20 protein-coding genes are annotated in these 23,779 nt (G+C 44.9%); 3 read left to right on the top strand and 17 right to left on the bottom strand.

Features of this window, described 5'->3' with window-relative positions; genetic code table 11:
* Nucleotides 1-98: 98 nt before the first annotated feature.
* A complete protein-coding gene (sigG, locus tag H9Q76_RS04375; protein ID WP_117781274.1) occupies nt 99-884 on the top strand; it encodes an RNA polymerase sporulation sigma factor SigG in 786 nt (261 codons plus the stop codon).
* A gap of 58 nt (nt 885-942) precedes the next feature.
* Here the strand turns inward: sigG and H9Q76_RS04370 are convergent, their stop codons facing one another.
* The 7 genes from H9Q76_RS04370 to purF form a co-directional block, all read right to left on the bottom strand.
* Nucleotides 943-3,477 (bottom strand): leucine-rich repeat protein, encoded by a 2,535-nt coding sequence (locus H9Q76_RS04370; RefSeq protein WP_249321714.1) that lies wholly within the window; start codon nt 3,475-3,477, stop codon nt 943-945.
* A 477-nt stretch (nt 3,478-3,954) separates the two neighbouring features.
* Nucleotides 3,955-4,866 (bottom strand): FHA domain-containing protein, encoded by a 912-nt coding sequence (locus H9Q76_RS04365; RefSeq protein ID WP_021984197.1) that lies wholly within the window; start codon nt 4,864-4,866, stop codon nt 3,955-3,957.
* Between the two features lie 21 nt (nt 4,867-4,887).
* Complete coding sequence (locus H9Q76_RS04360; protein ID WP_334298704.1) at nt 4,888-6,255, bottom strand: 4Fe-4S dicluster domain-containing protein; 1,368 nt, start codon at nt 6,253-6,255, stop codon at nt 4,888-4,890.
* Between the two features lie 184 nt (nt 6,256-6,439).
* On the bottom strand, nt 6,440-7,894 hold the full coding sequence (locus H9Q76_RS04355) for a nicotinate phosphoribosyltransferase (RefSeq protein WP_249321713.1): 1,455 nt from the start codon (nt 7,892-7,894) through the stop codon (nt 6,440-6,442).
* A gap of 74 nt (nt 7,895-7,968) precedes the next feature.
* A complete protein-coding gene (locus H9Q76_RS04350; protein WP_021984194.1) occupies nt 7,969-9,258 on the bottom strand; it encodes an adenylosuccinate synthase in 1,290 nt (429 codons plus the stop codon).
* Nucleotides 9,259-9,378: 120 nt separating this feature from the next.
* Nucleotides 9,379-10,833 (bottom strand): adenylosuccinate lyase, encoded by a 1,455-nt coding sequence (gene purB, locus H9Q76_RS04345; protein WP_021984193.1) that lies wholly within the window; start codon nt 10,831-10,833, stop codon nt 9,379-9,381.
* Between the two features lie 51 nt (nt 10,834-10,884).
* Nucleotides 10,885-12,321 carry an amidophosphoribosyltransferase gene (purF, locus tag H9Q76_RS04340; protein ID WP_021984192.1) on the bottom strand — a complete coding sequence of 479 codons (1,437 nt, stop codon included), beginning with the start codon at nt 12,319-12,321 and terminating at the stop codon, nt 10,885-10,887.
* Between the two features lie 212 nt (nt 12,322-12,533).
* Between purF and H9Q76_RS04335 the strand changes: the two genes are divergently transcribed.
* Complete coding sequence (locus tag H9Q76_RS04335; protein WP_021984191.1) at nt 12,534-12,878, top strand: PilZ domain-containing protein; 345 nt, start codon at nt 12,534-12,536, stop codon at nt 12,876-12,878.
* Between the two features lie 67 nt (nt 12,879-12,945).
* Here H9Q76_RS04335 and H9Q76_RS04330 read toward each other — a convergent pair whose 3' ends face one another.
* The 9 genes from H9Q76_RS04330 to H9Q76_RS04290 all read right to left on the bottom strand — a co-directional run bounded on the left by H9Q76_RS04330 (nt 12,946) and on the right by H9Q76_RS04290 (nt 21,812).
* Nucleotides 12,946-14,349: an exopolysaccharide biosynthesis polyprenyl glycosylphosphotransferase gene (locus H9Q76_RS04330; RefSeq protein WP_227572918.1), complete on the bottom strand. Its 1,404-nt coding sequence runs from the start codon at nt 14,347-14,349 to the stop codon at nt 12,946-12,948.
* Nucleotides 14,350-14,358: 9 nt separating this feature from the next.
* Complete coding sequence (gene glmM / locus H9Q76_RS04325; RefSeq protein ID WP_021984189.1) at nt 14,359-15,717, bottom strand: phosphoglucosamine mutase; 1,359 nt, start codon at nt 15,715-15,717, stop codon at nt 14,359-14,361.
* Between the two features lie 121 nt (nt 15,718-15,838).
* A complete protein-coding gene (locus H9Q76_RS04320) occupies nt 15,839-16,906 on the bottom strand; it encodes a diacylglycerol/lipid kinase family protein (protein WP_118670806.1) in 1,068 nt (355 codons plus the stop codon).
* A 19-nt stretch (nt 16,907-16,925) separates the two neighbouring features.
* Nucleotides 16,926-17,591 carry a 7-cyano-7-deazaguanine synthase QueC gene (gene queC, locus H9Q76_RS04315; RefSeq protein WP_021984187.1) on the bottom strand — a complete coding sequence of 222 codons (666 nt, stop codon included), beginning with the start codon at nt 17,589-17,591 and terminating at the stop codon, nt 16,926-16,928.
* A gap of 48 nt (nt 17,592-17,639) precedes the next feature.
* The gene (gene folE / locus H9Q76_RS04310) at nt 17,640-18,218 is read right to left on the bottom strand and encodes a GTP cyclohydrolase I FolE (protein ID WP_021984186.1); all 579 of its coding nucleotides are present in this window, start codon (nt 18,216-18,218) and stop codon (nt 17,640-17,642) included.
* Between the two features lies 1 nt (nt 18,219).
* Nucleotides 18,220-18,888 (bottom strand): putative 7-carboxy-7-deazaguanine synthase QueE, encoded by a 669-nt coding sequence (queE, locus tag H9Q76_RS04305; RefSeq protein WP_021984185.1) that lies wholly within the window; start codon nt 18,886-18,888, stop codon nt 18,220-18,222.
* Nucleotide 18,889: 1 nt separating this feature from the next.
* Nucleotides 18,890-19,309: a 6-carboxytetrahydropterin synthase QueD gene (gene queD, locus H9Q76_RS04300; RefSeq protein WP_021984184.1), complete on the bottom strand. Its 420-nt coding sequence runs from the start codon at nt 19,307-19,309 to the stop codon at nt 18,890-18,892.
* A 142-nt stretch (nt 19,310-19,451) separates the two neighbouring features.
* Nucleotides 19,452-20,939: a threonine synthase gene (gene thrC, locus H9Q76_RS04295; RefSeq protein WP_021984183.1), complete on the bottom strand. Its 1,488-nt coding sequence runs from the start codon at nt 20,937-20,939 to the stop codon at nt 19,452-19,454.
* A 12-nt stretch (nt 20,940-20,951) separates the two neighbouring features.
* Nucleotides 20,952-21,812 (bottom strand): 3D domain-containing protein, encoded by an 861-nt coding sequence (locus tag H9Q76_RS04290; RefSeq protein WP_117781267.1) that lies wholly within the window; start codon nt 21,810-21,812, stop codon nt 20,952-20,954.
* A gap of 252 nt (nt 21,813-22,064) precedes the next feature.
* Here H9Q76_RS04290 and H9Q76_RS04285 point away from each other — a divergent pair, with 252 nt between their 5' ends.
* Entirely contained in the window at nt 22,065-22,859 is a 795-nt protein-coding gene (locus H9Q76_RS04285; protein ID WP_117781266.1) for a hypothetical protein, read from the top strand.
* On the opposite strand, the gene dusB is transcribed toward H9Q76_RS04285, so the two are convergent.
* Nucleotides 22,840-23,775, bottom strand: a complete 936-nt coding sequence (dusB, locus tag H9Q76_RS04280; protein WP_021984180.1) for a tRNA dihydrouridine synthase DusB — start codon at nt 23,773-23,775, stop codon at nt 22,840-22,842. The two genes, H9Q76_RS04285 and dusB, sit on opposite strands and share 20 nt — an antisense overlap.
* Nucleotides 23,776-23,779 lie beyond the last annotated feature (4 nt).

The following is a 23,779-nucleotide window of genomic DNA, read 5'->3' as shown; positions in this document are numbered from 1 at the left end:
ATATAGCCAGAAACTGGAAACCAAAAATTGTATAGCTTTCCACAGATTTGTAAATCCTTTCTAGTAGTGAACAAAAGGATTACAGGAGATACGAAATTATGGCTGGAAATAAAGTAGTAATCTGTGGAGTCAACACAAGCAAGCTCCCACTGCTTTCTGAGGATGAAAAGCGGGCACTCTTCGCCCGCATGAACGCAGGGGATAAAAGTGCCAGAGAAGAATTTATCCGTGGAAACCTCCGACTTGTTCTGAGTGTGATCCAACGGTTCTCCGGCAACAACATCGAAAGCTCCGATGACCTTTTTCAGGTCGGCTGCATCGGGCTGATCAAAGCACTGGATAATTTCGATCAGACACTGGATGTCAAATTCAGTACCTACGCTGTACCTATGATAATCGGTGAATGCCGCCGCTACATGCGCGACAACAACACGATCCGTGTCTCGCGCTCGCTCCGGGACATCGCCTACAAAGCAATCTACACGCGGGATATCCTGACAAAGAAAAACGACCGCGAACCAACGGTTGACGAGATTGCCAAAGAATTAGAGCTTCCAAAAGAAGATATTGTGACCGCCTTAGATGCGATTGCCACACCAATGTCCCTGTTTGAGCCAGTATATCAGGAGGGGCAGGATGTCTTATATCTGATGGATCAAGTCAAAGACAAAAAGAACAAAGAAGAAAACTGGGTGCAGTCGCTTGCTTTACAGGAAGCGATGCAACGGCTCGACGAGCGGGAATTAAATATCATCCGCCTGCGTTTTTTTGAAGGTAAAACACAGACGGAAGTTGCCGATGAGATTGCGATCTCACAGGCACAGGTCAGCCGATTAGAAAAAAATGCTTTAAAATCCATGCGGCATTATCTGTCGAACGAATAAAAAACAGGTTCCATGAAAGATCTTTCATGGAACCCATTTTCTATATTTCTATTATTGATTATTTCTTGATATATGCCTGTGTTCTCACACTGGTAATACCCTGATATCTCGTTGCTGGAGCCTTGCCGTTCTTCGGTACAAGCACGATCTGGATACCTTCCAGACGTTTTGCAAGTCCTGCAGTTCCTGCTGCTTCGCCGTTCTTTGCCCAGTTCAACCAACCATAGGTCTGTGCATGTACACGATAATAAACATCGTAATGCGCTGCCATCTCGCCAGTCAGATTGATACGGATTGCTTCCAGACGCTTTGCCTCTCCGGAAGTACCACTCATCTGTCCATCGTGTCTCCATGTGTTCTGATTGTTCTCATTTCCCTGCCAACCGTAGGTCTGTACATGAGTTGTGTAAACAATGCTTCCACTGTATGGCTTGTTCGTGAGCTTGATGTTGATGCCTTCGAGTCTCTTTGCCTGTCCGGAAGTACCACTCATCTGTCCGTTGTACTTCCATCCCTGCCAGCCGTATGTCTGTACATGGGTACGGTATGCAATATTTACATTTCTCTCACCTGCCACACTTGGGTTGGTATTAGACGTTGCCTGATTTCCAACCACCGGTGAAGAACCAGCCTTTGCAATATAGCTCTTTGCCTGATGTACGCCAGAAGCCGCATTCACTCCTGCATAATTTAATCCCGGTGCTGATGCACCCTTCTTCAATACGACAATCTGGATACCTTCCAGTCTCTTTGCATAACCGGCAGTTCCGGATGGTGCACCATTCTTCGCCCAGCCAAGCCAGCCGTAAGACTGTGCATGCACTCTGTAATAAACATCATATTTATCTTTATCTGCACCTGTAAGCTGGATCTTGATTGCCTCTAATCTCTTTGCCTCGCCCTCAGTTCCGTTCATCTCGCCATTTGCCGACCAAGGTAACCAGCCGTAGCTCTGGCAATGGGTTGTGTACTGGATGCCAAGGTTTACATTTCCACTGACCGAAATCTTGATACCCTCCAGACGCTTTGCCTGTCCGCTTGTACCAGCCATTCTACCATTTGTGAACCACTTGCTTGTGTTGTTCTCGTCACCCTGCCAGCCGTATGTCTGTACGTGCGTTGTATAACGGGTTGTAACATCTGGCGTTGGTGTCGGATCTGGGTCTGGGGTTGGATCTGGATCTGGAGTTGGATCTGGGGTCGGAGTTGCCTTTGTAACTGTTACATAAAAACGTTGTGTACGTTTTCCATCATTCGAACGGGCTAATACATAAGTTTTTCCTACTCCAACTGCCTTTGCTTCACCAGTTCTCGAATCTATTGTAACAATATCTTGATTTGCACTAAGATAGTTAACACCTTTGTTTGTTGCATTTTCCGGAAGTACCGTTCCTGTTACTTTAAAGGTGTCTCCAACCTTCAATTTTGTCTCATCTACATCTGCAATTACTTTTATATCATCTGCATAAATCGTTTCGTCATCATCACTGATTAAATTGAAATGATAACCGTTTTCCTGTGCATATTTATGAGCAGCACTATTTTCTACACAGTTAATGGTTAAAAATTCACTTACTGACGTTACAGAATGTCCTAAGTCAGAATTCCATCTTGTTTGGCAACATAAATTTTTACCAATACTTTTTACCGTCTTTGGAATCGTCAAATTCGCTAAGCTACCACATTCATCAAATGCATAGTCTTCAATGGTTGTCACACCAACAGGGATTTCAAGTGTACTCAGCTCATGACTACTTTCAAACGCATGACTTCCAATCGTTCTTATCGTTTCTGGGATTTTTGTTCCATAGATTCCTATTATCAGCTTATCCGTATCTGTCTCGATGACTGCATTACAATTATCACGACTATCATATACAGGGTTTTCAGGTGAAACCGTAAGCGTTGTAATTCCACTGCTCATAAATGCATTTCCGCTAAGCTTCGTCACATTCTTCGGAACCTCAAATGACTTCAATCCCTTACAGCTCTGAAATGCTTTTTCTCCAATCTCAGTCACAGAGTCCGGAATTGTTAATGATGTCACATTCTCACAAAATCCAAATGCACCCTCACCAATCTTTGTGATATTGTCTGGAATGTCAAGTGATGTAATATTAGCCCATTCAAATGCATATGCCGGGATTTCTGTGATTCCTTTTGGAATATTGAACGATGCCAATGCATAACAGTCACCAAATGAGTATGGTTCTAAATCTGTTACACTATCTGGAATGTGTACGTTTTTCAAATTTTTACATTCGTAAAACGCACTTTCCCCTATTTTCTTAACAGTATCCGGAATCGTGACACTCGTCATTGTTTTTTGATAAAACGAATATTGATCAATCGATGTAACTGGCTTTCCATTAATCTCTGCGGGAATCTCCACGGCATCTTCATTCAGCAAATAATCATAAATCATATATCCGCCATTTTCCGTGTCTTCCACATATTCGAATCTTCCATCTTCTGTTTTCATAGCAGATTCTTCCGCTTTCACGTCTACTTTGAACACCGACATACTAGAGATCACGCACAAAAGTGCGAGTAACACAGCCAATACCGATGCTCTTCTTTTTCTTTTTTGCATCTTTTTCCTCCCTTTCTTTTATCCCTTCCACCAAAAAAATTGCACGCAAAAAACACCACGCACACAACGACTACTCCTGCATCCCTGTTCTGCCTGGTCTCGTACTATGTCTCTATGAAGTTTTTTCCGTTTGCTGATATTTTGAAATGGAAATAATGATGATGTATCTTGATTTCTCAGCGACTGCAACGAAACTGCATTCTGCAGCAAATTATCGTCTAAGCAGTACCCCCCCCCCCGAAGAACATTCGTTCTGATTGGGAGAACAGTTGTGCATACATCTGCTTTTATGAATTTAAGAACGTTATATTCATGCTGCATCTTTTGCACCCCCATCTTTTGAATCAACATACAAGTTTCATTATATATTTATTATTTGCATTCTGCAATAAGTGAGTGAAAATTTACTATCTGAAAAAGGGAGAGCTGCATGACGTTCACACATCATGCAGCTCTAAAATGAGAAAGCGTATTAAATTATCGTACCCAATACTTAAACTCTTCATCACCCATACGGATATAGTCATCATTTTTCAGCATGACATCAAATCCCGGCTGGATCATCTTTCCATTCACATAAGTATGGTTTGTTGAGTTCTCATCACGGATATAACATTCTCCATTGCTGATACGGAAACTGCAATGCTTCCGGCTTACCTTCCGGTTATCTGGAATCTGATAATCACATTCCGAAGACTTTCCTACTAAGAACTCTGTCTTCTCAATCGGAATCAGCGCGTTCGTTCTGGAACGAACGAGATATGGAGTGATATTGTTGTAACTCATCTGCTGTAAGACAGTTGTCTCGCCCTCGCCAAGATCAATATCATCCTTCAAAATATCTTCTTTCTGCAATTCAATAATGAATGTATAGAACTCACGCAAAGAGAACATTAACCGGCTATCCAAATAATGCAGGATCTGGTCAACACAATTGACACACTGCATATCTGCAAACCGGATCTTGCTGATGAAATTCTGTACAAACTCGCAGACATTGCAGTCTGTAAATTCCTTCTCAATCGGCATGTAGATCAACTGTACATGCAGATTGGACAGTTCAATATACATATACTTCGTGTTCAGAAGTACTTTCTTGATTGGCATATTGCGGTCTTCAAAATACAACAACTGATTCAATATATTCGACAAGATTGAAAGAAACTCGCCCTTGTACAACTGCTTCTTCAAGAACTGACCGAGCGGCAACGTTGCAGGAATCTTGTAAGACAGAACACGCACGCCCTCTACAACACTCTGCTGACAGGTGGACTGGTTTCCAAGGAAAAATGCATTAAATCCTTCCATCTCTGTCTGATTTACGATCACGGTATCTTCTATTCTGAAATTCAAATTAAATTCGTCATAACTTTCCTGTACTTGATCCACGGTTTTTCCCCCTGTTACATTTTATTGCAGGTGAAACTCTGATATCGCACCTTCAATCGTCTTATCAGCAGCTTCCTTACCATATTTTTCAACATCCATACGGCTCTTCGCCATATGCGTCAGATTTCCGTTTCCGTTGACACAGCCACCCTGACATGCCATGCCCTCCATGAAGTTTCCATCCAACATATTTCTGCGCAGCTTCAACAGCGCAATCTTACATTCTTCAATACCATCGCAGACAACCGGCTTCAATTCGAAGTCCTCTGCACCCTGTTCTTTCATTCCCTGCTTCACAGCACTGCTCAGACCGCCTGTGTGAGCAAAGATACGTCCAAAGTAAGAAGCATTCTCCAGACTTTCCTCTTCCAGTGTCGTGATGTCGATCTCCCGGCTGTCAAGCACTGCCTGCAGCTCTTCAAAAGTCAGTGCACTGTCGATATACGGTGCAACCGTCTCCTTGCGGATCTCCATCTTCTTTGCGGTACACGGTCCGATAAATACGACCTTCGCCGTCGGATCCTGCTCCTTAATATGTTTCCCGATCATCGCCATCGGTGACAAAGTAGAAGATACATATGGCAACATATCCGGGAAGTTCTTCTCCACATAGGATACAAATGCCGGACAGCATGAACTCGTCAGCATACCCTTCTCCCGCAGCTCCTGTGATTCATGCCAGGTTGTCATATCTGCACCAAGCGCAACCTCCACAACTTCATCAAAGCCAAGCGCCTTGATTCCGCTGATGACCTGTCCACGCTTCGCGTAAATAAACTGTCCCGCGATTGCAGGTGCAACCGCCGCGTAGACCTTATAATTCTTGCCATGGTCACTGTCCTTGATCATGTTGATGACCTGTAATATGTATGATTTCTCATTGATGGCACCAAACGGACACTGATATACGCATGCGCCACACGCGATACATTTATCGTTATCAATCTTCGCTTCCTGATCCTCGTTCATCGTGATCGCGCCAATCTTACATGCCTGCTGGCATGGACGCTTAAAATCTGAAATGGCACTGTACGGACATGCCTTTGCACAGGCACCACACTCTTTACATTTCGACTTGTCGATATGGGCTTTCTGATGCTCATCAATCGTGATCGCACCAAACTTACACGCATCCGCACAGCGGTGTGCCAGACAGCCACGACAATGCTGTCCGACTTCATATCCGCCAACCGGACACTCATCGCAGGCGATCTCCATGACTTCAATGACATTGTCATTGTCCGGATTGCCGCCCATTGCCATCTTGACCTGTTCACTCACGATCGCGCGTTCCTTGAATACGCAGCAACGCATCGTTGGCTTCTTGCCCGGAATAATCTTCATTGGAATATCCAGAATTCCTTCGAGCAATGTGCCATCCCATGCCATACGCGCAACCTCGCGCAACACTTCATAACGAAAATATTGGGTTCTGGTGTCAAATTTTCTCATATTCTTTGTAGAGAGTATTCTCTCCTTCTCCTAATTCTATGTCATATCCTAAAACATATATAATTATCTTAATATTTCTGATAATTTCTGTCAACGGATACCGCACATTTTTACATAATTTTTAATGATTCTCCCCTTGTCCCTGTGCAAGCATCTCTTCTTTTATCTGATATAATTTCTTCGACAGATCAACGTAATGGATATGTGGATTCGTAAATCGCTGTTCCTCCTCCCAGATCTGATGGTCAAGCTGTTCTGTCACATATGCTTTGATTGCATCAAGCTCCGGCTTGTCATAAACTAGCTTTCCATCGCGGAAGATCGGCACCTGCAGCTCCTTCACATCCACATTTTCAAACTTCATCTTCTTCCAAGGCTTCACCGGATCCACGTAGGCAAATGGTTCATCTCCGTTTACTTCCTCGTCGTACATCGTGATCAAATCGGCAAGCGCATATCCGGTCTCACGGCTGTAAATACGCCACAGCTTCTTTCTGCCCGGATTCGTGATCTTTTCAACGTTCTCAGAGATCTTGATCTTCGGCACAAATTCCCCGGCATCATTCTGCACAGCAGCAAGCTTGTAGACACCACCAAAGACCGGATCGGATTTCGACGTGATCATACGTTCTCCGACGCCGTAGGAATCAATGCTTGCGTTCTGCTTTTTCAGTGACTGCATCAGAAATTCATCGACACTGTTCGACACGACGATCTTGCAGTCCTTCATATCATGTGCATCGAGTGTCTTACGGATTTTCTTCGAGAAATATGCCAGATCACCGCTGTCAATGCGGACACCCTTCAGGCGTTTCCCGGCAGGCTCTAACACTTCCTTTGCGACACGGATGGCATTGACCAGACCGCTGTTTAAGATATCATAGGTATCGATCAGCAATGTACAGTTGTCCGGATAGACCTCTGCATATGCCTTAAACGCTTCGTATTCATTGTCAAAAAACTGAATCCAGCTATGTGCCATCGTACCGATTGCAGGTACGCCAAACCGTTCATCTGCCATGACCGTTGCTGTCGCAGCCGCGCCACCGATATAGGCTGCTCTTGCACCGAGAATCGCTGCATCACCACCATGTGCACGTCTCGCGCCAAACTCCATAACAACCGCACCACTCTCAGCCGCTGTCCGGCAGATGCGGGAGGCTTTTGTGGCAATCAGCGACTGGAAATTCATCGTAAGCAGCAGCATCGTCTCAATTAACTGTGCCTCGATCACCGGTGCCGTCACCGTGACAATCGGAGTATTTGGATAACAGATCGTGCCTTCCGGCAACGCATCAATATTTCCTGTAAACTTAAAATCAGCAAGATACTGCAGGAATCCTTCTGAGAACTCGCCCTTGCCCCGCAGGAATTCGATATCCTCCTTAGAAAAATGCATGTTCTCAATGTATTCGATCAACTGTTCCAATCCGGCAGACACAACAAATCCACCATTATCTGGATTCTTCCGGTAGAACATATCGAATACAACCATCTTATCTTTGAACCCTTTTTCAAAATACCCGTTGGACATTGTCAGCTCGTAATAATCCATCAGCATTGTCAGATTTCTCATAGAATAAACCTCTCTATTAAAAAACTGTTGCACCAAAGCGTTTGGTGCAACAGCCTTTGTTTTATTATTTCGTCTTAGTTATTAAATCCACGATAGATGATATCAGATCTCTTTGGTCCGTTGGAAACCATCGTGATCGGGAATCCGATCTGCTCTTCGATAAACTCGATATACTTACGACAGTTCTCTGGAAGATCCTCATACTTCTTAATTCCGCGGATATCCTGCTTCCATCCCGGAAGTACCTTATATACAGGTTTTGCTTTCTTTAACTTTGCAGTTGTAGGGAAGTCCGTTGTTACCTCTCCGTCAATGTCATAGCCAACACAAACCGGAATCTCATCGAGATAACCAAGTACATCCAATACGGTAAATGCAACATCAGTTGTTCCCTGAATCCGACAACCATACTTAGATGCGACACAGTCAAACCAACCCATACGTCTTGGACGTCCGGTTGTTGCACCAAACTCGCCTCCATCACCACCACGGCGGCGAAGCTCATCCGCTTCTTCTCCGAATATCTCACTGACAAATTCACCTGCTCCAACAGCGGATGAATATGCCTTACATACTGTTACGATCTGCTTGATCTCATATGGAGGAATACCTGCTCCAATCGCGCCATAAGCAGCCAGTGTGGAAGAAGATGTTACCATCGGATAGATACCGTGATCCGGATCCTTCATGGAACCAAGCTGTCCCTCTAAGAGGATATGCTTTCCTTCCTTGATTGCATTATACAAATAAGCAGATACATCACATACGAACGGAGCTACCATCTCCTTGTACTCCATCAATGTGTTGTACACTTCATCCACGGTCAGAAGCGGCTTCTTGTACAGATACTCTAACAATACGTTCTTCGATGCGATCACACGCTCGATCTTGTCGCGCAAGGCTGCCTCATCGTCAAACAGCTCACTTACCTGAAAACCAATCTTTGCATATTTATCTGAATAAAACGGTGCAATACCGGACTTTGTAGAGCCGAAAGACTTTCCTGCCAGTCTCTCTTCTTCATATGCATCAAATAATACATGATATGGCATTACCATCTGTGCACGATCCGATACGAGGATCTTTGGCATCGGAACGCCCTTGTCTGTAATTGACTTTACTTCATTGAACAACACCGGGATATTCAATGCAACACCATTTCCGATAATGCTGGTTGTATGGTCATAAAATACGCCGGAAGGAAGTGTATGCAATGCAAACTTTCCATAGTTATTCACGATTGTATGACCTGCATTTGCTCCACCCTGAAAACGCACGATAATATCTGCCTTCTCTGCGAGCATGTCTGTAATTTTACCTTTTCCTTCGTCACCCCAATTGGCGCCTACTACTGCCTGTACCATAGTCTAACCTGTTACCTCCGTTTTTATCACTTTGCAATTAATAGTGTATCGACCGCAGTCGACCTTTCTATTCTACTTTATTTTTACAATAAAATCAATACGCATCGACGATTACGCATCTTATACGTTAATCTCTGCCTTTACGCCGAGGATATCTTTGTTTGCATCGAGAATTGGCTGAATCTGCTCTGCCAGGAACTCGGCTGTCTGCTCCGGTGCACGACCAACAAAGTTCTTTGGATCAAGCAGAGCTTCGATCTCTTCGCGTGTCATGCCAAATGCAGAATCGCATGCGATCAGCTCTACCAGGTTATTCTCGTTTCCATACTTCTTCACCTGCTCACCCGCGATCATCGAATACTCACGGATCTTCTCATGCAGCTCCTGACGATTTCCGCCACGCTTTACGGCATCCATCATGATGTTCTCGGTTGCCATGAAAGGAATCTCCTTCATGAAATGCTGGTAGATCACCTTGTCATATACGACAAGTCCATCTACGACATTCAAGTACAGATCCAGAATACCATCGATGGCAAGGAATGCTTCCGGTACAGAAATTCGCTTGTTTGCAGAATCATCCAGTGTACGCTCAAACCACTGTGTACTTGCCACAATTGCCGGATTTAAAGCATCTGCCATCACATAGTCAGACAGGGATGCGATACGCTCACTACGCATAGGATTCCGCTTATATGCCATCGCTGACGAACCAATCTGGTTCTTCTCGAACGGCTCTTCTACTTCCTTCAGATGCTGAAGAAGACGGATATCGTTAGAGAACTTATGGGCTGACATCGCAATGCCGGAAAGTACATTTAAGACTCTCGCATCGACCTTTCTGGAATAGGTCTGTCCGGAAACCGGATAGCAGGCTGCAAATCCCATCTTCTCAGCAATCTTTCCATCGATTTTCTTCACGGTCTCATGGTCGCCCTCAAACAGCTCTAAGAAACTTGCCTGTGTACCGGTTGTTCCCTTACAGCCAAGCAGCTTCTGCTGTCCGATCATATATTCAAGGTCTGCTAAATCCAGCAGTAACTCCTGCATCCAGAGTGTCGCACGCTTACCAACTGTCGTTGGCTGTGCAGGCTGGAAATGTGTAAATGCCAGAGTCGGAAGATCCTTATAGGTATCTGCAAACTTTGCAAGCTCATTGATGACATTGATCAGCTTTGTACGAACGAGCTTCATTGCCTCTGTCATAATGATGACATCTGTGTTATCGCCAACATAACAGCTTGTTGCACCCAGATGGATGATACCTGCTGCCTTCGGACACTGCTGTCCATATGCATACACATGACTCATAACGTCATGACGCACGAGCTTCTCACGCTCTCTTGCCACATCGTAGTTGATATCCTCTACATGGCTTTTCAGTTCTTCGATCTGCTCGTCTGTGATACGTGGGTTGCCATCGGCATCTTTTAGTCCAAGCTCCTTTTCGGTCTCAGCAAGTGCGATCCATAATTTTCTCCATGTCTTGAACTTCATGTCCGGGGAGAAGATATACTGCATCTCCTTGCTTGCGTATCTCTCTGAAAGTGGGCTTACATACTTGTCTCTGCTCATAAAAACCTCCAAATTTATATATTTTCCTCATATGTTCTTCTATTATACACCTTATGCGTCATATTCGCCACGAATATCTTCTTTTGGTGGATCAATTGGCCATTTTCCTGTGAAACAGCCCTGACAGAACTGTCTGCCACCGGTCAGTTCCGGCAGCCGTTCCAGCTTCAGATAGCCAAGGGAATCCGCACCGATGATCTGACGGATTTCCTCAATGGTACGGTTGTATGCGATCAACTGGTCACTGTCCGGCACATCCGTTCCGAAATAACACGGATACAGGAATGGTGGAGATGAAATCCGCACATGGACTTCCTTCGCACCGGCTTCCTTCAGCATACTGACGATCCGGTCACTCGTCGTTCCACGCACGATGGAATCATCGATCATGATCACACGTTTTCCTGCAACTGCATCCTTTAACACGTTTAACTTCACGCGCACACTGGATTCACGCTGACTCTGCTTCGGCTTGATAAAGGTTCGTCCAACATAGCCATTTTTTACGAAAGCAGTTCCGTATGGAATACCGGATTCGAGCGAATAGCCAAGTGCCGCTGCATTTCCGGATTCCGGTACACCAACAACCAAATCCGCGTCCACCGGGCTGTCCTTTGCGAGACATCTTCCGGCAATGATACGCGACTGATATACACTCATCCCATCAATCACACTATCCGGTCTTGCAAAATAAATATATTCAAACACACATCTGCCGTGTTCCTTCTGGCACAGCTCTCTGTGACTTTCAATCCCTTTTTCCGGTGATATAACAACCATCTCACCCGGTTCCACATCCCGAACAAATTCTGCACCGATTGTATCAAGTGCGCAGCTTTCCGATGCAAGCACGTACGCATTGTCGCGTTTTCCGATGCAGAGTGGACGGAACCCAAACGGATCACGGGCACCGATCAGTTTTCTCGGACTCATGACAATCAGGGAATAGGAACCGACCAGCTTCTTCATGGCATTTTGAACTGCTTCCTCTGCCGAAGATGTCTTTACACGTTCCCTGGCAATATGATATGCGATCACCTCGGAGTCGATCGTCGTCTGGAAGATTGCACCATCATGTGCGAGTTCTCTTCGAAGCTCCGGTGCATTGACGAGATTCCCGTTATGTGCCAGGGCAAGGGTACCCTTGATATAATTCAGTACAAGCGGCTGTGCATTCTCTCTGGTACTCGCACCGGCTGTTGAATATCGTACATGACCAACTCCGATATTGCCTTTGAGCTTATCTAAGTCTTCCTGTGTGAATACCTCATTCACAAGTCCCATACCCTTAGAAGACAGCACCTTGCCCTTTGGTCCTTCGGTATCAGATACCGCAATACCACAGCTTTCCTGTCCTCTGTGCTGCAAAGCGAACAATCCGTAGTAAATCGTTCTAGCCACATCGTGTCCGTCAAAGTCATACATACCGAAGACTCCACATTCTTCGTGCAGACCATCATCCTGATAGTGTTCCATTACATCACTCATATCGCACGTTCCTCTCATTATAATCTTATTATCCGCATATCGCTTCTTTTTTTGATAATTTTTTCAAACCTTGCTTATTATAACCTAGATAACTTAAAGTATCAAACAGTTTATGTGTTTTTTTCGAGTTTTCGTGAATTTATATAGCGTTTCACTTGTTTTTTTGATATAATAGTGCCAATCTAATAAAAATTCCAAGCTGGAGGGTTCGTATGCAGGAAAAAAGAAAGAACGTCAGACTTCCAATCAAACTCAAATTGGAAGTTTCTAATTTATTTAAGCAGGATGGTGTAAAAATCGAAAATCTTGATGCCGAAATCGAGGTCTTCGATATATCCAAAGCTGGTATCGGCTTTATGTCCCTGTCCAAGCTTCCGGTCAATTATTATTTCAATGCAACGATTGAATTCGAGAACCGGGAAGAAGTAATCTTATCCGTTGTGAAGATTCTGTATGTAACACCAATTGGCAACGCCGGCTATCGTTATGGCTGTGAGTTCGTCGGTCTGCCGTCTATGTACGATTACATATTTGAGGAGTATGCGCAGAACCTGTAAGTATTCCAATTCCGTTATATAGAAAAAGAAAGAACTGTACACGCATTTTCGTGAACAGTTCTTTTTTTTATTCTGTTCCCTCAACCGGGGGATTCACCGACTCTGGTGGCTGATATTCTTCAAACACCAGCTCTTCGCCTCTGTGGAACGCTTCTGTACTGTCCTTCTTAAACAGGACAATCAACGTCTGGAACAACAGCTTGATATCCAGCCAGAAGCTGTATTCTTCAATATACGTCAGATCTAAGATCAGCTTATCCTTCGGGGATGTGTTATACTTTCCGGCAATCTGCGCATGTCCGGTGATACCTGCTTTCACACGCAGACGGTACTCGAACTCTGGCAGAACCGATGTATAGTTAAATACGTTTGCCAGCATCTCCGGTCTTGGTCCAACGACACTCATATCCCCCTTTAATACATTGAAAAACTGTGGGATCTCATCCAGCCGGTATTTCCGCAGGAATTTTCCGACACGCGTCACACGCTCATCATCTTCCACCACAGAATAATTCTCTACATTCTCCCGCATTGTGCGGAACTTGTATACAGAGAAGATCTTTCCGTCCCGCGTCGCACGGTTCTGCTTAAAAATGAGGCTTCCGTGGTCATCGAGTTTGATCATAATGCTGACAACCAGCATAATCGGCGAGGTAAGGATCAACGCAATCACAGAGATTACAATATCCATCGCCCGCTTGATAAACCGCTGCTCCAGAGTCAGCCCCTTGGAATAATTACAGTATACCGATACGTCGTCTAAGATAAAATGCTTCGCACTCTTCTCGATCACATCATGCATATCCGGGTTGAAATACACATTCTTCATATTCTGGTAACAGTACTCTAAGATCTTTGTCCGATCCTGCACCGGAACGTCATAGATAAATATCGTATCATGCTCCAGAATGTATTGCTTGAGGTTTGCGTCCCGATAGTCCGCTACCTTGTTTACCTTGTATTGCAGCTTGTATTTTAAAACGCCGCGCACAATCTCATTTAAGCTCTGCTGGGAAGATGTAATGATAATACAATCCTCCGGCTGATAGATCTTAAAATACAAATGATTGCCGCCATACACGAAAATCAGGATCGTCACAAACTGGATTGCAATAATCGGCAAAAGCAGATATGGCTGTTCCAGCTTGAAGCTCTGGTTTTTCATCTGGTTTGTATTCATGATCGACAGAACGATCACAGAGATCACATCTGTAAATACCTGATTCAAAAACAGGGACAGCACGATCGGTTTACTCTTTCGTTTTCCTATGTCGTAATGTCCATAGATCGTCGAAAACATATAATGCATTACTACATACGCTGCGATTGTAATACCGGATGTTCGCGACAGATTCCACAGCTGCCAGTTTGATTTCGCATAAATTCCATACAATACAAAGAACAATATCAAATTCAAAATCGCCTTGAGAAGAAATACAAGTGAAGTCTCAAGTTTTCTGGTATTATTCATTCTATATCCTTACTGTACTTCGTATCCTTTGCTTCGGATAACATCGACTACCGCATCTACATGTTCTTTACAGATTTCATCGGTCTTGGCTTCCACCATCACACGGATCAGTGGCTCTGTACCACTCTGGCGAAGTAGAATTCTTCCATCATCTCCAAGTGCTTCCTCCACCTTCTTTGCGGCTGCAAGTACATCTGCGTCTTCCATAACTTCTTTCTTACTTGTAACTTTAACATTCACCAGAAGCTGTGGGTAGATCGTCAGTCCGCGTGTCAGTTCAGAAAGCGGCATCTTCTCTTCCACCATTGCTTCCATGATCTTCAGGGATGTCAGAACGCCATCACCCGTTCTTGCATTCTTCGAGAAAATGATATGTCCACTCTGCTCACCGCCGAGGATATATCCGTTCTCCATCATACACTCATAGACATATTTGTCTCCGACTGCAGTCTTCTCATAGCCGATGCCTTCTGCATCTAATGCCTTGTACAGACCAAGGTTTGACATGACGGTTGTCACGACTTTGTTATTGTTCAGTCTGCCACGGTCACGCAGATATTTTCCACAGATGTAGATGATCGCATCGCCATCCACCAGATTACCCTTCTCATCAACAGCCAGACAACGGTCTGCATCGCCATCATAAGCAAATCCTGCATCTAAATTATTTTCTACAACAAACTTCTGCAGCCCCTCAATATGGGTAGAACCACAGTTCGTATTGATATTCGTACCATCCGGTGTGTTATTGATGACATATGTCTTCGCGCCAAGTGCATCGAACACTGCTTTCGCAACCGTCGAAGATGCACCGTTTGCACAGTCGAGTCCGACACGCAGATTCTTGAATGCACGTGTTGGGAGTGTCATCAGATAACCGATATAACGGTTTCTACCCATCGAATAATCCGTCGTCCGTCCAATCTTTTCTTTCGTTGCAAATGGAATCTCCGGTACCAGTCCATCGATATAATCCTCAATCAACTTTTCAACAGCCGCATCCATCTTTGCACCGTGACTGTTAATGATCTTGATTCCGTTATCATAAAATGGGTTGTGGCTCGCAGAAATCATAATTCCACAGTCAAACTCATCGGCACGCACGATATAGGACACACTCGGTGTCGGTGTGACATGCATCAAAAATACATCCGCGCCACTCGCTGTCAGTCCGGCAACTAAGGAATACTCAAACATATAGCTCGAACGTCTCGTGTCTTTTCCGATGACGATTCGTGCCCGGTCATCCCCCTGCTTCTCCTTACCAAAATAATATCCGAGATATCTTCCGACCTTGTACGCATGTTCCACTGTCAGGTCTACATTTGCCTCACCGCGGAATCCGTCTGTTCCGAAATACTTTCCCATTATTTTCCCCTTTCAATTTAGCTGTCTAAATTTTATCTTCATCGTTTTATGCACGTGTGCATTATTCTTATTATATTCTTTTTTCTCTTACTTGTAAAGAATTGGCATAGCAAAGCGGTTCTCACTCTTTTTTATCCGGCTCTGTCTGTGCAGATTCCTCTGGATAATGCAGTGCATACCGGCTATACAGATCTTCAAGATCAATATCATCTTCCGTGTAAGCAGTCTCCTCGTCACGCTCTTCATCCATCGCGTCATCGTCATCACTCGGCTGGTTTGCCATTTCCTCAATGTTGATCTGCGGCAGCATAATATCAAGCGCCTGCTGCTGGTTTAAGATCTCCACATGCTTCAAACTTCCGCCAAACTCCCCATCGAGTGTCCATGCGATCTCCTGTTCTCCATCTACAACAACACGGGACGCCTTGCATTCAAAGAACATCTCATTTCCCTCAACTTCATTTTGCAGAAGTCCACGGATGATCTGCTGCATCTCCGCCGGTGTTGATGGCATCTTGATAAAGAGGCAGTCAAATTTTCCGTCATCCAACACGACATGCTTGGCTCCTCGCAGCTTGAATCCGCCAACCGAAAGCGTATTGGTCACCATACCATACAGATATTTTCCAGTGATGACCTTCTCGTCAAACTGTGCCGTCAGATTAAAGCCTTTATAATTTCCGATATTTTTAATTCCTTCAATAATATATGCCGAATGTCCGATTGCCTTCTTCAGGGACTGATTCGTATTATATGACACATCGGTGAAAATACCGAATGCCGCAATGTAGATAAACGACTTGTCCGCGAACTGTCCGATATCAACCTTCGTACATTTTCCATTTACAATCTGATTTGCCGCTTCAATGGGTTTTCTTGAGATACGAAGGCTTCGTGCGAAATCGTTTGTCGTTCCAACCGGGATATAACCAAGCGGCACTTTTTTGTGTCCCATCTTGGAGTATCCGCAGACCGTGTTATCGAGCGTTCCATCGCCACCTGCGCACACGATCAGATCGTAATCTTCGCCGTCGACACGCACCTTGCGTTCTGCATCCTCCGGTCCCTGTGTCGGATACGTCACGACCTCGTATCCAGCCTGTGAAAATACCATGATAATCTCAAACAAATCATTTCTTATCGCCGTTCGTCCGGCTTTCGGATTGATAATAAATAACAAGCGTTTCATGGCTTCCCTCCATTATCCTTTATCGTCTGGCAAGATATGCATCCAAGCCTTTTTTCCGCAGCTTACATGCAGGGCAGTTGCCACAGCCATCGCCCTTGATGCCATTATAACATGTTAATGTCATATTGCGAACCAGATCAAATCCACCGAGCTTATCGGCAAGCTCCCATGTCTCTTCCTTGTCAATCCACATAAGCGGTGTGATAATGTCAAATTCATAATCCATCGCCAGATTTAAAGATACATTTAAGGACTTGATAAACTCATCTCTGCAATCTGGATAACCAGAGAAATCACTCTGGGATACACCCGTCAGGATATCCGTGACACCCTTCTGCTTTGCGAATACCGCTGCAAATGTCAAAAACAGCATATTTCTTCCATCGACAAATGTATTTGGTGTACCCTCTGCCGGTGCATCGCTGTCCACCTTCATATCATCACGGGTCAGAGAATTCGGTGCGAGCTGATTTAACAATGTCATATCCATGATTGTCTGCTCCACATCCAGCTTCTCACAGATTTCCTTCGCTGCATCAAGCTCTGCCACATGTCTCTGGTGATAATCAAACGATACGGCATACACCTTCTTATAATGTTTCTTCGCATACAGCAGACAGGTTGTGCTGTCCTGTCCTCCACTAAATACAACAACGGCTGCTTCTTTGTTCTTCTTATGCTGCATAATAATCACTCCTTCTTATCCTCTGTTTTCATCTTCTATGTTCAGCTCTTATTTCAGTAACATCATCAGTTTGTTCTGCAATGTCTCATTCTTCTCGAACTCACCGGTAAATGTCGTCGTGAACGTCTTTGCACTTGCGTTCCGGATACCTCTAGCTGTCATACAGCTATGGCTTCCCTCGATCACAACTGCCACATCCTCACTTCCAGTCACCTTACTCATAATATATGCGATATCGGTACCGATTCTTTCCTGCAACTGTAAGCGTTTTGCGACCATATCTGCAATCCGTGCGATCTTGCTAAGTCCGAGCACTTTTCCCTTCGGAATATAAGCGACTGATACATGCATGTCATACATCAGTGCCATATGGTGCTCACAATAACTGAACACCTCGATATCCTTGACCAGGACCATGTCACTCGTATCCTTGCCCGGACGCTCGAACGATTTGTTGAACATCTCTGCAATCTCATCGTTCGTATAGTTCATTCCTTCAAATACTTCCTCATACATGCGGGCAACCCGGTCGGGTGTTTCCTTTAATCCTTCTCGGTCGGGATCATCGCCAAGGGCAACTAAAATCCCGCGGATATGTTCTTTGATTGCTTCTTTATCGATTGCCATCTTATACTCCTTTTTTCTCCGGATCCCAGATGTATTTGTGCATCTGTAGCTGTAACCGGACATCCTTCATGTTTTCCTGTATCATGTACTCTACGATCTGTGCCGGTGTGATCGCTGAAAATGCGGAACTCAAATATACGGTTGCCTTCGCACACAGATCATATGTCTCAATGATCTTCTTCGCCGTTTCCAGATCTCTTGTCGACGAAACAACGAATTTCACTGCATCCTGCGGTTTTAACCATGCGTAATTTTCTGTGCGCATAAACTGCTCCATCCCACTGTCTGGAAGCTTATAGTCAAGCGTCATGCAGACATTCTCTGGGCGTGCATCGTATCCGGCAATATCCACGCTTCCGTTCGTCTCGATCTCTACGCGCAGGGCTTTATCCGCTGACAGAAGTGTGATCAACCATTCAATTTCCGGCTGGATCAACGGCTCTCCGCCCGTCAGCGTCACATTTTTCACGCCACAGGATTTGATATACGCATAGATTTCTTCCGCACTCATACTCTTGTATGGCACCTGCGGTTCATTCGCCCATTTCGTATCACAGTATCCACAAGCAAGATTACATCCGGCAAACCGGATAAAGCATGCAAGCTCTCCAGCATGGGTTGCCTCGCCGTTGATACTGACAAACGTTTCTACTACTTTATACTTTCCCATATTACTCCATATATGCGGCACAGTTATTTGGTGTCTCATACACCGTTGCCTTTAAGACATGATAGCCTTTTCCTTTCATCTCGTCATAGAAGAACTTTGCAAAGTTCTCTGCAGTCGGTCGGAACATCACTTCTACAACCTTGAAATGCTCTTCTTCGAGCACATCCAGCGTTCTGCGTTTCAGACTTCCAATCTCCACGATCAGACAATGGTCGAGTGCATCTGCGATGTTCTTCAGATCTGTTTTTAATTTGGAGAAATCCACGATCATACCACGGTTATTTCCTCCCATCTCCAGACTGTTGCTTCCTACCTCGATTTCCACTGTCCAGTGATGTCCATGAATGTTTGAACATTTTCCCTCATAGCCTGCCAGAAAATGTGCACTGTCAAAGCTGGCATTTGTCTTTAATGTATACATACGAAAACTCCCTTCAATAAAAAATGCGGGCGCACAAAGCACCCGCAACATAAATTCTGTCATTTATGGTTTGCCCTAGTTTTGTTTAACGGCAGGATGGTGCGAATGAACTACCGCGCGTATTCTCAACGCGTCTATGTTATTAAATATTCAAAAACTTCTTTACTTCTGCAAGCATGTCTTCCTTGTCGCAGACGATATCGTGGCGAACCTCTGCCTGACGGATGTCTTCGATTGCCTGTGGTACCTTCACGCCAGAAAGCTTATTCAGCTCATCGACAAGTTCGAAATCAGACTGCTTGTCATATGCACTGTCGATTGCATTCATAACGCTTCTCGTAAACTTGTATGGGCTTGCTGTACTTGCGATCACAGTTGGTGTTGTATCGCCAGTCTCCTTCACATACTTGTCATATACCGATGCTGCTACGGCTGTATGGGTATCCATGATGTACTGATCGGACTCATATACACGCTTGATCGTAGCGGCTGTCTCTGCCTCAGATGCATAATTTCCGTAGAAGTCTGCCAACTGCTTCTTCATATCGTCTGTGATCGTGTAAGCACCCTTGCCGTTTAATGCCTGCATCAAAGCCTTGTTCTTCTCTGCATCATTGCCTGCGATACGGTAGATCAGACGCTCCAGATTGCTGGAGATCAGAATATCCATAGAAGGAGAAGTTGTTAAGATGAACTCTCTCTTTCTGTCGTATGTACCTGTACGGAAGAAATCGTACAGAACCTTATTCTCATTCGATGCACAGATAAACTTGTTGATTGGAAGTCCCATCTGCTTTGCATAGAAAGCAGCTAAGATATTTCCGAAGTTTCCGGTTGGAACAACGACATTGATCTTGTCGCCAGCCTTGATCTCTCCATTTGCAACGAGTCTTGTATATGCATATACATAATATACCATCTGTGGTACAAGACGTCCGATATTGATGGAGTTTGCAGAAGAGAACTGATATCCCTTGGATGCCAGATACTCGTTCAACTCCTTGTCAGAGAACATCTTCTTGACGCCTGTCTGTGCGTCATCAAAATTACCTGTGATACCGATGACACATGTATTATCACCCTTCTGGGTTACCATCTGCTTTTCCTGAATTGGGCTTACACCATGCTTTGGATAAAATACGATGATCTTCGTTCCCGGTACATCTGCAAATCCTGCAAGTGCAGCCTTACCTGTATCACCGGAAGTAGCAGTCAGAATCACGATCTCATTCTTCACATCGTTCTTCTTTGCTGAGGTTGTCAGCAGATATGGAAGAATGGAAAGTGCCATATCCTTAAACGCGATTGTTGCGCCATGGAACAGTTCCAGATAATACGCACCTGCCTTATGTACGAGCGGTGCAATCTCCTTTGTATCGAACTTCGAATCATATGCACTGTTGATACAATGACGAAGCTCTTCTTCTGTGAAGTCTGTCAGCATCAGCTTCATAACCTGATATGCAACCTCACGGTAATCCATCTTGGAAAGCTCTTCCAGGCTCTTGTCAAATGCCGGAATTGTATCCGGTACAAATAAGCCACCCTCGTTTGCAAGTCCTTTCAAAATCGCCATAGAAGCGGTCGCTGTCTCTTGTGCATTTCTTGTACTTCTGTAAACCAGTTCCATCTTTTTCTCCTTTTATTCAACTACCAGATAGGCAGAGGTTGTTCTCATGTTAAAGTTCAAAGCTTCCTGATGTGTATTGCAGAACACATCGAAATGATTTCCTGTGATCGCACCACCACGATCCTGTACTTCATAGATCTGTCCATCGATCATGATCTTTGTACCAAACGCAAAATTCTTCGGTGCAGCAATTGTCCATCCGGCTGTCGCACGTGCACCACTTGCTGTGATCGGATTCTCCATATTGCTCCACTTACCACAACAGATTGGACATGGACAGTATGCAGTCAGCAGGTATTCACCCAGATACTGATACTTTCCGTTCGCATCGGCTGGTACATACGTCGGTGTAGAAGCGGTTGTCGTAGTAGTTGTTGTATCGGTCTCTGCGGATGCCACAACGACGGCATTCGGATCGTACTCGCCAATCTCACCCGGTCCGCTATGCACAGCGGTCAATGCCTCCAAAGCCGCCTGATCCCGTTTATCCTGTCTTCTGGCTGTCAGAATCTCATCAATCTGCTGTTCTGCACGCTCTAACTGTGCAAGCTGGTCTGTCTCATAATTTACGTTTACCATATCATTGTAGCTGATTGCAGTACTTGCAAACAGATCTCCTGAAAATGGTTCTTTATCCTTCGTCAGATCTGCAACGGTCATCATAACACCGGTTGCAACCTCACGATTTGCGATCCGGTCTGCCAGTGAGACTGCACAGACAATGACCAATGCAAGTGCCACAGCGCCAGCACCTACATACTTTCCGTATGCCTGCAGGAAACTTTTCATTTTCCCCGGTTCTCTCTGTTTCTTATCCTTTTTTTCTTTGGAATCCATATTCAATTCAATCGTTGCGATTTTACCTGCGTCCATATTGTTCCTATTCTCCTCATGCAATTCCGATTTGGAATTTATGATAAAATTGTTACAAAAAGGTTACATTTACACTTTCATGATTATAATTCAAGAATGCCGTTCGGTCAAGTAATTTCGCGACTTTTTCACGACTTTTTTCGATCGGCAGACTGGACTTTTTCCTGTGCAGCCGTTATACTGATTTTATGTGCGGATTTTGTATTTTTATGGCACATAATATCACGGAAAGGATTTCCCCTCACTCAGATTATGGCAGCTTTACCTGGTATCTATACAGCAACCAAAAAAGATGGCAGCACCTATTACCGTGCTTCCATCACATATCTGAAAAAACATATCAGCCTTGGCAGCTTCGCAACAGAGGAGCTTGCTTCGCGCACCTACAGGGAAGCACGCCTGATCTTGGATCACGCAGAGATCACGCTGTCAGAATACAGCCTGTTTTCCTGCCTTTCCCATGACAAATTCGTATGTCTCATCAACTTCCGCGACAACGGCATTTATTTCAAAACACCGATCTACCTGCGCAGAAAATATTTTGAATACCATATGTCTGCCACAGAGATTCTGAAGTTCGACCGGGATGATCTGTTCTTCTATGCATCTAAGAAAATCCAGAAAAAAGGCGGTTATCTCTTCGTCAGCGACTACGGAAGCCAGTACAGCATCCTGTCCCGCTACGGCATCCGTCCGTTTTCTGTCTACGGCAGAGACTACCGCATGACAAACGGCGATGCACTTGATTTCCGTTATTCCAACATCGAGATCATCAACCAGTATGCCGGCGTCCAGAGAAAAGAATCCGCTTCCGGTCAGGTGCAATACCAGACTAAAATCCACGTAAATGGCGATTTCATCGTCGGCACTTACGCAGACGAGATTTCCGCTGCCATCGCATACAACAAAGCGGCGGACACACTCGCAGCACATGGAATCAGTAAGGCATACGCCAGAAATTACATTGTCTCCATGACAAACGAGCAGTATCACACCGCTTATACTTCGATTTCTATCTCCAAAAAGCTTACAGCGCCTGCACCATAGCCGCAAGTGCATCGTAGGTTTCCACCATATTGATCTTCGCGCGCAGCTTCGCCGAATCCGGCATGCCCTGCGTGTACCAAGCCACATGCTTACGCATCTCATGTATCCCGGTGAATTCCCCTTTGTATTCCACCATCAAAGACGCATGGCGCAGCATCATCGCTTTCCGTTCTTCCACACTCGGCTTTTCCAGATGTTCTCCGGTTTTCAGGAAATGACTGATATCCTGAAAGATCCAAGGATTTCCTTTCGCCGCCCTTCCGATCATCACACTGTCACAGCCCGTCTGTGCCCGCATTGCAAGCACATCCTCCGCACAGGTAATGTCACCGTTGCCAATTACCGGCACAGACACTGCTTCTTTGACCTGCCGGATCACATCCCAGTCTGCCTGTCCGTGATAATACTGTTCTCTTGTTCTTCCATGCACCGCGATTGCAGAAACGCCTGCCTGCTCCGCGATCCGTGCCACCTCCAGCGCATTGATATGCTCTGCATCAAAGCCTGCCCGGATCTTGATCGTAACTGGAAGCGAAACCGCATGCACCAGTGCATCGACAATATCTCCGATCAATTCTGGCTGTTTCATCAGCGCGGAACCCTCGCCGTTGTTGACGATCTTCGGAACCGGGCATCCCATGTTGACATCGATAAAAGAAAATCCCTTATCCTCCAGTCTTTTTGCCTGTGATGCCATAAGCTCCGGTTCACTGCCAAAGATCTGCACGCCAATTGGCGCTTCCTCCGGTTTTGTCATAAGCAGCGGTCCCGTATTTTTGTTGTTATAATACATGCCCTTGGCACTCACCATCTCCGTGTATACGATATCACAGCCCATCTCTTTGCATAAGAGACGAAATGGCAGGTCACAGATACCTGCCATTGGTGCCAATGCGATTTTACCAGTAAAATCCATCGTT

Source organism: Wujia chipingensis, assembly GCF_014337155.1.
Lineage (GTDB): Bacteria > Bacillota > Clostridia > Lachnospirales > Lachnospiraceae > Coprococcus_C > Coprococcus_C hominis.
Note: the sequence above shows the minus strand (reverse complement) of the source record. Positions and strands in the feature narration are given on the sequence as shown.